Here is a 12,997-nt window from a genome sequence, read left to right as displayed (position 1 = left end):
GTCACCGCTATAAAGTGTAGCCATATTTATTATTTATGGGAGATTTCATGCCGGACGGCGGGAGATGACGCATGCCCGGCCGAAGCGCAGGCAGAACAAGCGGCGCCCCGGCAAGCGGGGCGCGCGGAGGTTAACTGCCGGTACCGTCTTTGCGTTGCAGCGCTTTGACTTTCTGCGCCGCGTTCTTGCCGGCCACAAAGGCGTGATCTGAATTGTAGTACTCCCATTCGCTGTAGCGACCCGCCAGCACAATGTCATGCTTGGCCAGCCAGGTGCGCACCGTCGACACATGCTGGGCGCGGGTGTGGTCGTAGATCACATAAGCGTAAGGCATGTCGACGATGTTGGCCGCCAGCACCTTGTCCTCTTTGGTAAACATCCCGACCTGGATGCACTCCTCGATGCAGCGGTCAATAAGCGCCTGCCCATCCACCGGCAGCGGTTTGTGCGGTGAATAGGTGATTTCACAGGTGATACCGAACCCACCCGGCGCATTGCAGTGCGGGCTGGCGTTACCCTGCACAAAGATGCGGTGGAAAATGGTTTCGCCGGGGTAATAGATCCAATGCTTATCGGTGAGGTTTTCACGCCCGATGCCGAGGTTCACACATTTCACCGAAATATGCTGCAACCCGGCAGCGGCTTCCTGCACCGCAGGCGGCGCGGCATCGCCCATCATTTTAATCAGCTCCGGCAGCGGCAGGGTGCTGACCAGGTGGTCATAGCGGTAGCGGCGGCCGTCGGCCAGTGTCAGCAGGTGTTCACGCGGCTGCACCTGGACGATTTTCGCGCCGGTTTCCAGCTGGCCCTCAATATGCGGCAGGAACCCTTCCATCAGCGCCTGGAAGCCCCCTTTCAGCGGGTAACCGAAACGGGAGTTCGGCCCCATCGGCGGCGGTGACGGCTCCAGCGCGCCCTGGATAATCTGCTCCAGATCCGGCAGCGGCACACGCCCGCCCAGCCAGGAGGTTTCCATCTCAGAGAGCGGCACCGTCCAGAGTTTTTTGTTGTACGGCACGGCGAAGTGTTTGGCGATCCCTTTGCCCCACACCTGATGGATAAACTGCTCGAAGTTTTGCGGCTTTTTGTTGCCGCCCTCGCGTACCGGGGTGTTCTCGTCCGGCGCGCTGCCGTCTGCACAGCAGTCATCCAGCGGCTTAACGACTTTACCGGTGGCTTTTTGGGCCTCGTCACCGTAGCGGGCTTCGATGGCCCCGACGATGCACTCTTTAATCACCTCCGGCGGCAGCCCATACAGCGCCCCCTGGAACGGGTAACGGGTGAACACGTCGTTGCTGTAAACCCAGGCTTCGCGGTTCTGCCAGTGCATGTTATCCCCCAGCAGCATCTCGTAGAGTTGCAGCACGTACGGGTCATTGGAGAACATGATGTGGCCGGCGTAATCGAAGGTGAAGCCATTGTCTTCCACGGAACGGCACCAGCCGCCGACGCTGTCGTGGCGCTCCAGCAGCAGTGCGCCCGGCCCGTAGTGGTAAGCCGCGCTCAGGCCGGTCGGCCCCGCCCCGGCGATCAGGCACGGAATACGCAGCGCCTCGCTCTGGACATTGCCGGTGCTGAGCACCGCCACGTTGGAGCCGGAGAGTTCGGCGCGGGTCGGCATTTCCGTTTCCAGCACCGGGTGGCGGTTGTGCAGCAGCGCCTCATCCATCAGCGTCGCCATCTGTTCTGCGGTGGCATCCCAGGAGGTACGGGCGATGCGGGTACGCATCACCGAGGCGGTTTCCGCCAGTTGTTGCTCATCCTGCGCCAGCGCCCGCTCACAGGCGGCGATAAACTCTTCCGCCGTGTGGCCGATGGCCACCACATCACTGTAAGGCTCCACCACATCCTTAATCGGGGTGCTTACAATCGGCAGTTCTGCGGCCATATATTCCAGCACTTTGGTCGGGCTGATAAAGCGCGTGGATTCATTAAGCGCGAACGGCAGCAGGCAGACGTCCCAGCCTGCCAGGAAATGCGGCAGTGACTGATAGGTTTGCTGGCCGTAGTAGTGGATGTTCGGGCGTTGCGGCAAGGTGGCCGGGTCGATTTTTACCACCGGCCCCACCATGATCAGCTGCCATTCCGGGTGGCTGTCCGCCAGGGCGGCGATCAAATCGAGATCCAGCCGCTCGTCCAGCACGCCATAGAAGCCCAGGCGCGGGCGCGGCAGGGCCTGTTGCAGCGGGTGGCCGTTGTTGCGGTCACGCGCCTGCTCGAAGTGCACGGCGTCCACACTGCTTGGGAAGCAGTAGCTGTTGTTGTGGCGGCCCTGTTTGGCGGCATGGAGGCTTGGGCCGCCGGTGAACAGCAGATCGGCCCGCGCCAGCAACGCGGACTCACGTTGCAGCAGCTGTTTGGGCGCGTTTTTAAACGCCGCCAATTCATCCATGCAGTCGTACACCACCAGGCTGGCATGGAGCGGGGCCAGCAACGGCAGCGCCATCGGCGTATAGAACCAGACAATCGGGTCGCTGCTGTCGTCGATCAGGTTTTCCAGCAGCGGTTGCAGCACGGCGATCTGGTCATCATGGAAACCAGGCGCATGCACAGGGGTATGAGGGCGGTAAACGGTGATATTGGCTGCCGGGGTACTGGTCTCCAGATAGGGTTTACCTTCGTCATACACCGGTTCTTCGATGAACAGGATCTTGTGAAACTGAGCCAGCCGGCTAAGTAATTGTTGTGGTCGTTGATAGACGAAGTCCCAGCGCAAATGGCAAAACACAATAATTGTCGACATAGAGCTTTCCTGGCCCATGGGGCTGTTGTTGAAACACAGTTTCGAGTGGAGCCGATGCAGCATTCCCTGAGCACGACGAAGGGCTGCGGCATAGTGAGGAACCAGTACCCGGGCATAGGGATCGGGGCCGAGATAGTCCAGATCCCACAGGCCGCTGCGGTGCCAGTGGGTAACGTTGTCCCAGTCGGGACGGTCAATAATCGGGTAGAGACACACCCCCCGCACATCTACCCCCGCCAGCAGCGCCTGCGCCACTTCGTTGGTAATGTCATTGACCCAGGTACCGCGGCCGCTGCCGACGTGGCTGGTTTCCGCCAGCAAAATCGGGCGGCCGTAGCGCTGGTAAAGTTCTTTCAGCATCAGGTGCAGCGGCTTGCGCCGCGGGTCACCCAGATGCCACCACAGCCGGGCTTCCGTCCCGCCCTCCCACTGGTTGCTGTGGTAATAATTGGCACCAATCAGGTCGAGGTAGCGCGGCGAGCCGCCCAGCTCCGGGGCGAGGCGGCCGCACAGCATGTCCCACCCGGCGTACTGCGCCTGACGCCAGCCTTCGACTGAGCCGTCAAACCCTTCGACCTCTATTTCCGGCGGCACCAGGTGGATAATCGGGTCACACTGCAAGATGCGCGCGCGCGGGTCTGCCGCCCAGATGGCATCACACCCGGCGATGGTGGCGCGTACAAACTGGCGTTTGCCCTCGTCTGCCACGTTCTCCCCCGCCCCCGCCGGCACCGGGAAAATGCCGTTTTCCATGCCCCAGCTGGTAAAGGAGATTTCATTGATTGGGGAGTAGATGGGCGTGTCGGTATAAGGGGCGAGGTAACGGGTCAGGGCATCGCACAGGCGGGCAAAGCGGGTGATAAATTCCGGGGAGAACATCTCAACATCGTCGGGGTAGCCGTAATGGCAGAACGTCCAGCAAATCTGGATGCCCAGTTCCTGGGCGATCCGGGCGCGCTCCTCCAGGGAGCTGAAATCAAACTGCCCGTCTTTTTCCACCAGCCGCCAGCCCACGCTTTCGCGCACGCAGCGGATGTTAAAACCCAGCAGCGCGGTGTAATCCTCCCGCACTCTCGAGAAATGGCCGGTGGCCTCATTCATCGACAGCGGTTCACCCAGGGGGTTGATATGATCCGCACCTTCATATCCGGCTTGCCAGAAACTGGAAAATGGGGTCATGACGTGTTCCTTTTGCATAAAATGAGCCGGCGCTGCCTTTTGCCTGCCCATTGGCCATTTCTGGCAGGCAGGGCATCGCGACACAAACGCTGGGGAAGCCGCCTCCTGTCCGCAGGAAAACGGCCGTGTTGCAAAACGGTATCACTGTGTGGTGCGGCGTACCGGTGACCGGCTACGCGCGAAAGAGAAAGGCCTCAGCCCAATGCCGGACTGATGAGCAGAACGGCATAATCACGGGATCTTTCGGCAAAAACATATCGTTATTTTGAGAAAGTCAGGGACAGGTTTGTCCATCCCACTTATGAGTCAGGATAGACGAAGTATTGTTCATCCAGTGGTTTATGCACGCGATACAAAACTTTTAGCTGCAATAAACTAAATAAACGATTTTTTACAAAATTTACGGGAAGTTATTAGCACGAATTACTAAACCGGCGTTGTTTATCCTGCTAAATAACGCCGGTTTGGTAGGGGAAGATCATAGCGGCATTAATACATAGCCGTCTTCTTCCAGGGAAGTGATGGTCGTCAGGCTGGAGAGCGCGAGCGTGACGTGGGGGTCGATCGCATCATAAGGGTAGTGGTGCCCGGCCACCGCCTGGCTGCATACCGCCAGATCCACACCGGCGCGGGTCAGTTGCTCAATCAATGCGGCATTGGGGTTTTTGATGCCAAACACCTCATGGTAGTGCTCATTGCTTAAAATTGCATCAGTGGCGGCGCCCGAAATTGCCCCGACAAACTTAAGCTGGCTGAGCGGCACACCGGCGGCGACATAGAGGTTTACCGTGCGTGCCAGATGATCGAGTTCTTTGTTCACTTTGTCGGGCGCATCGGCCTGTTCGGTAATCTGGAAGACAATTTTATGCACCTTATCCGTACGCGGCAGGTAAGCCGATTCCGGCAGATAGTGGATTTTGCCGTAACCCTCGATGGTGGGCGTCTGCCAGAACCCGGCCGGGGCGGTTTTTGCCGTCTGTGTGCCGGAAAAATGGGTGATCAACCTGGGCGCTTGCGTGGCCGCAGCCCCCACCGCCCCGCCCAGCAAAGCAACGATCACTAATGATGTCAGATGGCGCATAGCGTTCTCCCTGAACAGGCCGGCAGGCGGCCGTTGCAGTCAATACGGTGAATCAGGCAATAATCTGTATCAGAATATGTGTGGGGTAATTTATCACGCACGCTACGCAACCGGGTAACGCCAACCCGGCCGGAACGGCGTTTTAAGAGGAGTCCCATGTGGGCTGGGACAAACGCGCAGGGTTAACCCTGTTCACGCCCGCTTCCCACAGGGGGTTGCCGTTGATGCCAGCAGTAACGTCCGTATTTTATTCTCTGCTTCCCGCTTTCCCTTATATTTCCCTGCCACAAAGAGCCATTACCTCACAAGCTGGTGAATTCAACACTTCATTAACATTTTTATTGCGGGCGCAGAAGAATAATCTTATTACTATTTAGTCGCTTATGCCCAACAGCGACCCCAGCCTGTTAATAAAAATAATGATAAGGATAGCTTATGACGAGTAAACCGGTTGCTGAAGCCAGTGCGGCAACAGGCCTGTTCCAGACGCTGAAATCTTTCCCGGCGACTGTCCATGCGCTGCTCTTTTTTACGCTCGTCATACGGTTCAGCTATTTTATGGCCTGGCCGTTTATCGCGGTGATCATGACGCAGAATTACCATATGTCGCCGGTTGCTATTGGCCTGGCGATGACCAGCAGCGCCCTGTTTTCGGTGGTGCTCGGGATGTATGGCGGGCAAATTTCGGACAGGCTGGGCCGGCGCGTTATTCTTCTGCTGGGCTGTGCGTTTTCCGCCGTGGGGTATATCACCCTGGCGCAGGCAACCGGGATAGGGCTGTTTATCGTCGGCCTGATGATCATTGGTGTGTCCTTTGCGTGGGTTGATCCGCCCCTGCGTGCGCTGATGAGTGATTTGCTGGGTGACCGCCGCCGCCGTGCACTTGCCCTGCAAATGCGCTACTACCTGATTAACGTTGCGGCGGTATGTGGCCCGCTGGTGGGGATAGCATTTGGCCTGACCTCTCAGAAGGGGACATTCCTGATAACCGGGCTGTCTTATCTGCCTTTTTTCGTCTACGTGCTGCTGTTTATCCCGGCGGGCAAACTGCTGGCTGAGCAACAGGCCGGCAGCGGGCCGGCGGTTAAGCTGCACCAGGTGATAGGTATTATCGCCAGGGATAAAATCTACATGGCGGCGCTGCTGTGCAGCATTTTGTGCAGCGTTGTTTTTATCCATTACGAAGCCATATTGCCCCAGTATCTCCTGTTACTTGACGGCAACGCGGCGGTTAAGCTGATTACCCTGATACTGGTCACGAATGCCTGTACCGTGTTGGTATTTCAAACGTTTATTATGCGGTTTCTGGCGCACATTGCCCTGCCGAAACGCATTCTTCTGGGCGGCATCATTTTCGCTTTATCGCAGCTGTGCTTTTTTCCATCCGTACGACGGACATCTGGCTATGGCTGACGGTGACCGGTGTGTTCAGCATGGGGGAAGCGATTCTGATGCCGAACCTGAACATTTTGCTCGATCAGTTGGCCCCGGCAGCACATCGTGGTGCCTACCTGGGCGCGTCCATGCTGTCTTCGCTTGGGATCGCTGCCGGGCCGTTAATCGGTGGTGTGATGCTGTCGATGACCGGTGCGGGGGTATTTATCTGCACGGCGTTACTCAGCCTGCTGTTGTGCGTGATTATTTACGCCTGCCGGGTAAGTATGCTGGCACGCTTGCAGGATGCATAATCAACGGGTTTGCAGGCGTCCGGGCACTGAGCGCCTGCATTGCGGCCGGTGAGCCGCTTGCCGCTTAGTGCGCCTGTGTCTGTGTCTGTGTCTGTTAACATAAGGCTCTATTAATGCTTTTGGGTAACAGTGTTATGCCGCAAATGACGCTTCATATTTTGAATGCGCACGGGAAACTCACCCCTTACTGTGAATGGCTTCATAGCTGCCTGCCCCATACCTACGCCCTCGCAAACAAACTGCTGCCGCTGCCTGCTGTCGATGTTGTGGTAAAAGCGGGGGCGTATGTCATCCCGGAAAAAGGGCATATGGGATATTGCCCGGAACCGGGGGTGGTGTATATCACGGTTGATCCTGAAAACCCGGCGTTTTCTCACAATGAAGAGGATGCCCTTGAGCGGATGTTTGCGCATGAGCTGCACCATGCTGCGCGGTGGGCCGGGCCGGGATATGGCCGGACGCTCGGTGAAGCGCTGGTGTCTGAAGGGCTTGCCGGGCATTTTGCGCTTGAGCTTTTTGCAGGGGAACCAGAGCCCTGGGAGCGCCTCAGTTCAGACATACTCCAACCCTATATTCCACACCTCAGTGAATACTGGCATCGCACGGATTACGATCACAATGCCTGGTTTTACGGAACCGGCTCTTTACCCCGGTGGCTGGGATATAGCGCAGGGTTCCACCTGGTTTCTCGCTACCTTGCCGCGGCCCCACACCTCCGGGCCTCAATGCTTGCCAATGCAGAGGCAGAAGCGTTCAGGGCATTTATGTAAGTGAACATCACCGGTCAGGCTCATCAGGCCTCCCTGTTTCAGCAAGTGAAAAGGTAACGGGTGAAGAGACGCCTCCATCAAAGAGATGAAGGAATCTGCTTTCCGGTTACCCTGATGTCATGTTTTAACCGGCGCGTTTATTCAGACACCATGCCGTTCGCAGCCGCTTTTAACGCGTCTTCACCCATCACATAAGGTCTCCACTTACTGTCAGGGCAGCCGCCATGCTTTTTGTAAAAGGCTTCTGCAGGCTGATTTCCGGCCATCACATCCCATTTCAGCCGCCCCCCACCCTCAGCAATAGCCCAGGCCGCCACATGGCGAAAAAGCGCAGAGCCGGTGCCTTTTCCCCTGTGCCCTGAATCCACAAAAAACTCTTTCAGAACCAGCGTTTTCTTCAAATCGTAGGTAAAGGGGATAACCAGCCCAACCGCATAGCCAATAATGCCTTCACGGCACTCGGCGACAAAAATATGGCATTCAGGATGTGGCCCAAACACGCGCGTTAACAGGGACTTTTCATCGACAGTAAAGTCGCTGATATAATGCTCGAAATCCGCCAGCGAACGCATATGCCTGAGCACATCCGGGATATCACCGGGCATCGCTGCCCGGATAGTGAGGGGGGGAGTCAACATTCGCAGGAGAACCCATCGGCAGGGGCGGGAATATGTTCTCCCTGCAGGGGAAGCCCTTCGTCAACCCAGCCGGTAAGGCCGCCAATCATCTCTTTTACCGCAAAACCCAGCCCAGCCAGCCGGATGGCGGCACGGTGTACGCCGTTACAGTGGGGGCCGGCACAGTAAACAACAAACAGCGTCTCGCGTGGATACCCGGACATGCGCTCCTCAGTAATAGTACGCGTGGGAATACTGATCGCGCCGGGGACATGCGCTTTTGCAAAGGCTTCACCACTTCTGACATCGACCAACACATAGTCGACATTGCCTGTTTTCTGGCTCTGATGGACATCAGAGCAATCGGTTTCAAACGCTAAACGGCGGCTGAAATGTTGCAGGGATTCAGCAGGTGAGGCGGCGGGAACTTCACTGATTAAACTTGGCATGAGCACTGTCTCCTTTCAAAGTGTCTGATGATTGTAAGAAGCAGCCTCACGCTGATAAAGTGGCGGCACTGACAATAACTGGTAGTTTTCCGCCAATGTTAAAACACCCCGGTTTGGTCGCCATCCTGGCTTATGACGGACTTTGTGCGTTTGAATTTGGGATCGCGGTAGAGATTTTTGGCCTTCATCGCCCTGAATTTGATTTTCCCTGGTATCAACACCGGATAGTGTCGGTCGACCCTTCCCCGATAAAAGTGTCAGAAGGCATCCAGGTTGTTTCAGATTTTGGGCTGGACTCGCTCAGCGAAGCGCAAACCATCATTATTCCCGGCTGGCGTAACCGCGATGAAAAGCCACCGCAGGCCCTTCTGGACGCAGTGTGTGAGGCCTGTCAGCGCGGGGCGCGCCTGCTCTCTATCTGCTCAGGCGTTTTTGTCCTGGCGGCTGCCGGCTTACTGAACGGCAAGCGTGCGACCACCCATTGGCGTTATACCAGTGAGCTGGCGGCGCACTATCCCGATATAACCGTGGACCCGAATGTCCTGTATGTCGACAGCGGGCAAATTATTACCTCTGCGGGAAGCGCAGCAGGGATTGATGCCTGCCTTCATCTGATTTGCCGTGATTACGGTGCGCATATTGCTAACGTGGTGGCGAGGCGTTTAGTGATGGCCCCGCAACGTTCTGGCGGGCAAATCCAGTTTATCCCGTCTCCTGTTGCACAGAAGCCGCGTGATGAGATTGCCCCGGTGCTTGAGTGGGCGCTTCAGAACCTGGACAGGGCGCTGTCAGTCAGGCAAATGGCAGACAGGGCGTTAATGTCAGAACGGACTTTTCTGCGGCGTTTCAAAGAGGCGATGGGGACAACCCCCAAAGCCTGGTTGCTTCAGGCCCGGATGAACCTTGCGCGCGAGTTACTCGAAAATAACCACCTGCCTAACGAACACGTCATGGAATATTGTGGGTTCGGGTCTATGGAGAGTTTCCGTGCCGCATTCCGTAAATCGGTGGGCGTCTCACTCTCCTCCTACCGTAAGCTGTTTGGCAGCATGGCGACGGAAAGCGCAGGCACCGGCGCATTGGACGGGTAGCCACAATGCGACGGAAAGCCGGGCGCGCAGGGGTTTTCCGGCCAGAAAGCAAGGCGGTGGAATATCAGTCGTATACCGGGGGAAAAAGCCGGACTTTAACGCATTACGGTTTACTCTATTTTGGCAGAACTGATGTTGTCTTCGGCTTTCCAGATGCGGTATTTAACCTCAATGTTGCCTGGCGTATACACCACGACGGGAAGTTTACTGTTATAACGCAACATGCCATTCGCCCCGAGATTTGCGTCGACAAATTTCTTTTCCTTTTTCCCTTCAGGGCAGGCCATCATAGTCGAGACGTGCATCATGCCTGAATCCGGCGTTTTTGCCGGCTCATACACGTAATAAGGGTATCCCCAGCCATCCACCGTCTCGCTCCGCAGCTGGCCCAGCAAATGGTGCTGGTTACAGTCGGTTTCTAACGTTTGACCAATCATCAGCTCAATTTTATATAAATACTCATTCTTACGTTCCGGCAGCTGGATCACCTGCCGGCTTATTCCTTTCTCCGGTTGCGGATAAGGTGCGATATTTTTTAAAGGCGGCTGCTGAGCGAAAGCGCTTGCTGAAAGGCAACTGGCGGTCATCAGCAAACAGATGGCCAACGGGGACGTTCTGGTCATTGAAAGTGTCCTTGATTGCATTTTGTCCAGACAAATGGCTGGAAATATTGAATTAAGAAGTATTAAGCGCTGCAATTCTATTTAAAGCCAGCAGTTATTGTCACTCAACAGAGAAGGATCGGGAGGCTGCCTCCCGTAACAAATAGTTTACACAGGCTGTTTGGTGCATCCGTGCCTGATCCTGACACTGCCGGTTATCTCAGGCGACAGAGCAGAAGAGCACACGTTGATAGCATTTAACGGCGGAAGACGATGTAGGGGAAGGTCATGCCATGACCACAAAACAACCGCCTCAATGCGAGGCGGTATCCGGGCAACGCCTTCAGGCATGGGCTTTCCGGTCGGCGAGCAGCGTGTCGACGAATGCCGCGATCTCAGGCTTCTCCTGTTCTATCTGCGCAATTTTATCGGCAAATTTAGGCAGATAGGCTTTGTGGGCGTAGAGCAGCGCATCCAGTACCTTAACGGCCGTCTCCCCCGCCGGGATAAGCGGGTTGATGGTGAAGGCATGCAGGGCGGCACCGTAATCACCGGTGACGGCCGCGTCGATCACCGTCTCTTCCATGGCTTTCATTAACTGGATCATGCCGCGGGCAGCCGGCGGCAACGCACCCCAGCGCAGCGGCTCCGGGCCGTGCGACGTGATGGCCGCAGTGATTTCCACCACGCAATCAAACGGCAAATCAGCAATGGCCCCATTGTTACGGGTAGAAACCACCATCAGTTTACCGCTGTTGTTCTGGATAGACGCGATCAGGTCACACGCGGCATCGCTGTAATGCGCACCGCCGCGCTGGCTCAGCTCCTCAGGCTTGTAGTTCAGGTTCACGTCTTTATACAGCTCAAACAGTCGCGCTTCGGTTTTCTTGACCACTTCCGCACGGGTTTCATAGCGTGCGAACTCCTCGACAGCGTGTGCCAGCATCGGCTCCTGCAGGTAGTAGTAGCGGTGGTAGCCACAAGGCAACAGGCCCAGATGTTTTACCTGGTCGAAATAGAAAGGGATCTGGTGGATGTTTTTCAGCCCTTCATCCGTTCTCTCCTGCTGCTCAGGGGAGTAGATTTTCTCAATCAGTTCTGCGGTGCGCTCATTGCCCTGCTGATCCCAGACGCGGTGCCAATGGAAATGGTTAAGCCCGGCGAATTTGAAATAGAGATCCTTTTCCTCTTTGCCCAGCACTTTGCACGCCTGGGTGATATGGCCGAAGGGGACATTACATAACCCGACGGTTTTTTCCCATTTGCCGTATTTGATGGCAGCTTCCGTGACCATCCCCGCCGGGTTGGTGAAGTCCACCAGCCAGGCATTGGGGCATAATTCACGCATATCATCGATGATGTCGAGAATAACCGGGATAGTGCGGAACGCTTTGAAAATACCGCCTGCGCCGTTGGTCTCCTGCCCCATCAAACCGTTGGCTAAGGGGATCACCTCATCTTTCAGGCGCGCATCCAGCAAGCCAACGCGAAATTGTGTGGTGACATAATCCGCATTTTTCAGCGCTTCCCGGCGGTTTAACGTCAGGTGCACCTGCCAGTCCAGCTTCGCCGCGGCGATCATACGCTTCGCCATATTCCCGACGATTTCCATTTTCTCTGCGCCATCGTCAATATCCACCAGCCACAGCTCAGCAATCGGTAACTGGTCTTTACGCAGGATAAGGCCTTCAATCAGTTCCGGCGTATAGCTGGAACCCCCGCCGATGGTGACAATCTTGATCTTATTTTGCATAGGATGTAACTCCGTTTGGTGTGAGTCAGGCGAGGGGAATAGGCCGCGCAGGGCAGCAGGAAGCCTCACCGTAGGGATGCTGTTTTCCAGGAAATGCAGATATTAAAAATTCAGCCTGCCGTCGCAGGCCGGAAAGGTTATGTGTGCCGATCGAGATAATGGCGCACGGCGCCCAACAGGCCCGCGCTGTTCCCATGCCGGGCGCTCCGTACGTCAACGGAGAGGCGATACCAGGCCAGGTGCTGTTTAATCTCTTCCAGGAATTGCGGGCGCTCGGTAATGCCGCCGCCGAGGAAAATACATTCCGGGTCGAAGATATGGGCGAGGTTATGGATGCCGGAGCAGATATCCTGCATAAACTGATTCACCAGACGTTGGCAGGTTATATCGCCCTGGTCGTATAAGCCGAATATCTCCTCACCGGTGACCTCTTCAGGGTTTTTCCCGACATGGCCGGCGTAACGCCGGCGCAACACCGTGAGCGTACAGGTCTCATTCATGGTGGATTTCATCAGCCGGTCACTGCCGGGGCGCTCACTGAGAATGTAGCCGAATTCGCCCGCCCGGAAACGGTGGCCACTCACCAGCGCGCCGTTGCAGAATATCGCGCCGCCGATGCCGGTGCCGATGGTCATCATCAGGACGTTGTCCATCTGCCCGGCGCTGCCCAGCCAGCGCTCCGCCAGCAGTGCGCAGTTGGCATCATTTTCGGCGCTGACAGGCAAACCGGTTTTATTTTCCAGCCACCCGGTGATATCGAAATGATCAAAATCGCGGATGGCGCCGCCCATGGTAATAAAGCCGCTGTGGGGGTTGATATAACCCGGCACACTGATGGCTATCCCCTCACACCCTGGGTGCTGCTTCAGCCAGCCGAGGATGGCGGCAAGAATGGCCTCGCCGGAACGGTGGGGAATCTCTTTCTTATCTTTGTGAAGGATATCCCCCTGGCTGCTGACTACCCCCATTTTTAATGAGGTACCGCCAATATCAAACGCTGCTATTTTCATGCCCCGCTCCTTGC

The 12,997-nt window shown here is 56.4% G+C and carries 12 protein-coding genes; 5 read left to right on the top strand and 7 right to left on the bottom strand.

The window, feature by feature from the left end:
• Window positions 1-130 precede the first annotated feature (130 nt).
• Together CYR52_RS06790 and CYR52_RS06785 are read right to left on the bottom strand one after the other, a co-directional pair.
• The gene (locus tag CYR52_RS06790; protein ID WP_072928186.1) at window positions 131-3,922 is read right to left on the bottom strand and encodes an FAD-dependent oxidoreductase; all 3,792 of its coding nucleotides are present in this window, start codon (window positions 3,920-3,922) and stop codon (window positions 131-133) included.
• A gap of 478 nt (window positions 3,923-4,400) precedes the next feature.
• On the bottom strand, window positions 4,401-5,003 hold the full coding sequence (locus tag CYR52_RS06785) for a DsrE family protein (protein ID WP_072928188.1): 603 nt from the start codon (window positions 5,001-5,003) through the stop codon (window positions 4,401-4,403).
• Window positions 5,004-5,161: 158 nt separating this feature from the next.
• On the opposite strand from CYR52_RS06785, the gene CYR52_RS22350 reads away from it, so the two are divergent.
• From CYR52_RS22350 to CYR52_RS06775, 4 genes are all read left to right on the top strand, one after another.
• Entirely contained in the window at window positions 5,162-5,380 is a 219-nt protein-coding gene (locus tag CYR52_RS22350; protein ID WP_146000853.1) for a hypothetical protein, read from the top strand.
• Between the two features lie 58 nt (window positions 5,381-5,438).
• Entirely contained in the window at window positions 5,439-6,416 is a 978-nt protein-coding gene (locus tag CYR52_RS06780) for an MFS transporter (RefSeq protein ID WP_241522397.1), read from the top strand.
• 20 nt (window positions 6,417-6,436) lie between these two features.
• Window positions 6,437-6,691 carry a hypothetical protein gene (locus CYR52_RS22880; RefSeq protein WP_241522396.1) on the top strand — a complete coding sequence of 85 codons (255 nt, stop codon included), beginning with the start codon at window positions 6,437-6,439 and terminating at the stop codon, window positions 6,689-6,691.
• Window positions 6,692-6,804: 113 nt separating this feature from the next.
• Window positions 6,805-7,461 carry a DUF2268 domain-containing putative Zn-dependent protease gene (locus CYR52_RS06775; RefSeq protein ID WP_241522395.1) on the top strand — a complete coding sequence of 219 codons (657 nt, stop codon included), beginning with the start codon at window positions 6,805-6,807 and terminating at the stop codon, window positions 7,459-7,461.
• Between the two features lie 137 nt (window positions 7,462-7,598).
• Here the strand turns inward: CYR52_RS06775 and CYR52_RS06770 are convergent, their stop codons facing one another.
• Both CYR52_RS06770 and CYR52_RS06765 read right to left on the bottom strand, forming a co-directional pair.
• Window positions 7,599-8,099 carry a GNAT family N-acetyltransferase gene (locus tag CYR52_RS06770; RefSeq protein WP_101828246.1) on the bottom strand — a complete coding sequence of 167 codons (501 nt, stop codon included), beginning with the start codon at window positions 8,097-8,099 and terminating at the stop codon, window positions 7,599-7,601.
• Window positions 8,093-8,527: a rhodanese-like domain-containing protein gene (locus CYR52_RS06765; RefSeq protein WP_101828245.1), complete on the bottom strand. Its 435-nt coding sequence runs from the start codon at window positions 8,525-8,527 to the stop codon at window positions 8,093-8,095. Before CYR52_RS06765 ends, CYR52_RS06770 begins: the two co-directional genes overlap by 7 nt.
• A gap of 95 nt (window positions 8,528-8,622) precedes the next feature.
• Here CYR52_RS06765 and ftrA point away from each other — a divergent pair, with 95 nt between their 5' ends.
• Complete coding sequence (ftrA, locus tag CYR52_RS06760) at window positions 8,623-9,618, top strand: transcriptional regulator FtrA (protein ID WP_101828244.1); 996 nt, start codon at window positions 8,623-8,625, stop codon at window positions 9,616-9,618.
• Between the two features lie 110 nt (window positions 9,619-9,728).
• Here ftrA and eco read toward each other — a convergent pair whose 3' ends face one another.
• The 3 genes from eco to CYR52_RS06745 all read right to left on the bottom strand — a co-directional run bounded on the left by eco (window position 9,729) and on the right by CYR52_RS06745 (window position 12,983).
• The gene (gene eco, locus CYR52_RS06755) at window positions 9,729-10,241 is read right to left on the bottom strand and encodes a serine protease inhibitor ecotin (protein ID WP_101828243.1); all 513 of its coding nucleotides are present in this window, start codon (window positions 10,239-10,241) and stop codon (window positions 9,729-9,731) included.
• A gap of 322 nt (window positions 10,242-10,563) precedes the next feature.
• Window positions 10,564-11,973 (bottom strand): 6-phospho-beta-glucosidase, encoded by a 1,410-nt coding sequence (locus CYR52_RS06750; protein ID WP_101828242.1) that lies wholly within the window; start codon window positions 11,971-11,973, stop codon window positions 10,564-10,566.
• 137 nt (window positions 11,974-12,110) lie between these two features.
• Complete coding sequence (locus CYR52_RS06745) at window positions 12,111-12,983, bottom strand: ROK family protein (RefSeq protein ID WP_101828241.1); 873 nt, start codon at window positions 12,981-12,983, stop codon at window positions 12,111-12,113.
• Window positions 12,984-12,997: the final 14 nt, after the last annotated feature.

It is taken from the genome of Chimaeribacter arupi (assembly GCF_002858805.1).
Taxonomy (GTDB): domain Bacteria; phylum Pseudomonadota; class Gammaproteobacteria; order Enterobacterales; family Enterobacteriaceae; genus Chimaeribacter; species Chimaeribacter arupi.
Note: the sequence above shows the minus strand (reverse complement) of the source record. Positions and strands in the feature narration are given on the sequence as shown.

What these genes read in the sequence shown, in the direction of transcription:
- CYR52_RS06790 (WP_072928186.1), bottom strand. Translation starts at nt 3,922, where the DNA reads ATGACCCCATTTTCCAGTTTCTGGCAAGCCGGATATGAAGGTGCGGAT.
- CYR52_RS06785 (WP_072928188.1), bottom strand. Translation starts at nt 5,003, where the DNA reads ATGCGCCATCTGACATCATTAGTGATCGTTGCTTTGCTGGGCGGGGCG.
- CYR52_RS06780 (WP_241522397.1), top strand. Translation starts at nt 5,439, where the DNA reads ATGACGAGTAAACCGGTTGCTGAAGCCAGTGCGGCAACAGGCCTGTTC.
- CYR52_RS22880 (WP_241522396.1), top strand. Translation starts at nt 6,437, where the DNA reads ATGGGGGAAGCGATTCTGATGCCGAACCTGAACATTTTGCTCGATCAG.
- CYR52_RS06775 (WP_241522395.1), top strand. Translation starts at nt 6,805, where the DNA reads ATGCTTTTGGGTAACAGTGTTATGCCGCAAATGACGCTTCATATTTTG.
- CYR52_RS06770 (WP_101828246.1), bottom strand. Translation starts at nt 8,099, where the DNA reads ATGTTGACTCCCCCCCTCACTATCCGGGCAGCGATGCCCGGTGATATC.
- CYR52_RS06765 (WP_101828245.1), bottom strand. Translation starts at nt 8,527, where the DNA reads ATGCCAAGTTTAATCAGTGAAGTTCCCGCCGCCTCACCTGCTGAATCC.
- ftrA (WP_101828244.1), top strand. Translation starts at nt 8,623, where the DNA reads ATGTTAAAACACCCCGGTTTGGTCGCCATCCTGGCTTATGACGGACTT.
- eco (WP_101828243.1), bottom strand. Translation starts at nt 10,241, where the DNA reads ATGACCAGAACGTCCCCGTTGGCCATCTGTTTGCTGATGACCGCCAGT.
- CYR52_RS06750 (WP_101828242.1), bottom strand. Translation starts at nt 11,973, where the DNA reads ATGCAAAATAAGATCAAGATTGTCACCATCGGCGGGGGTTCCAGCTAT.
- CYR52_RS06745 (WP_101828241.1), bottom strand. Translation starts at nt 12,983, where the DNA reads ATGAAAATAGCAGCGTTTGATATTGGCGGTACCTCATTAAAAATGGGG.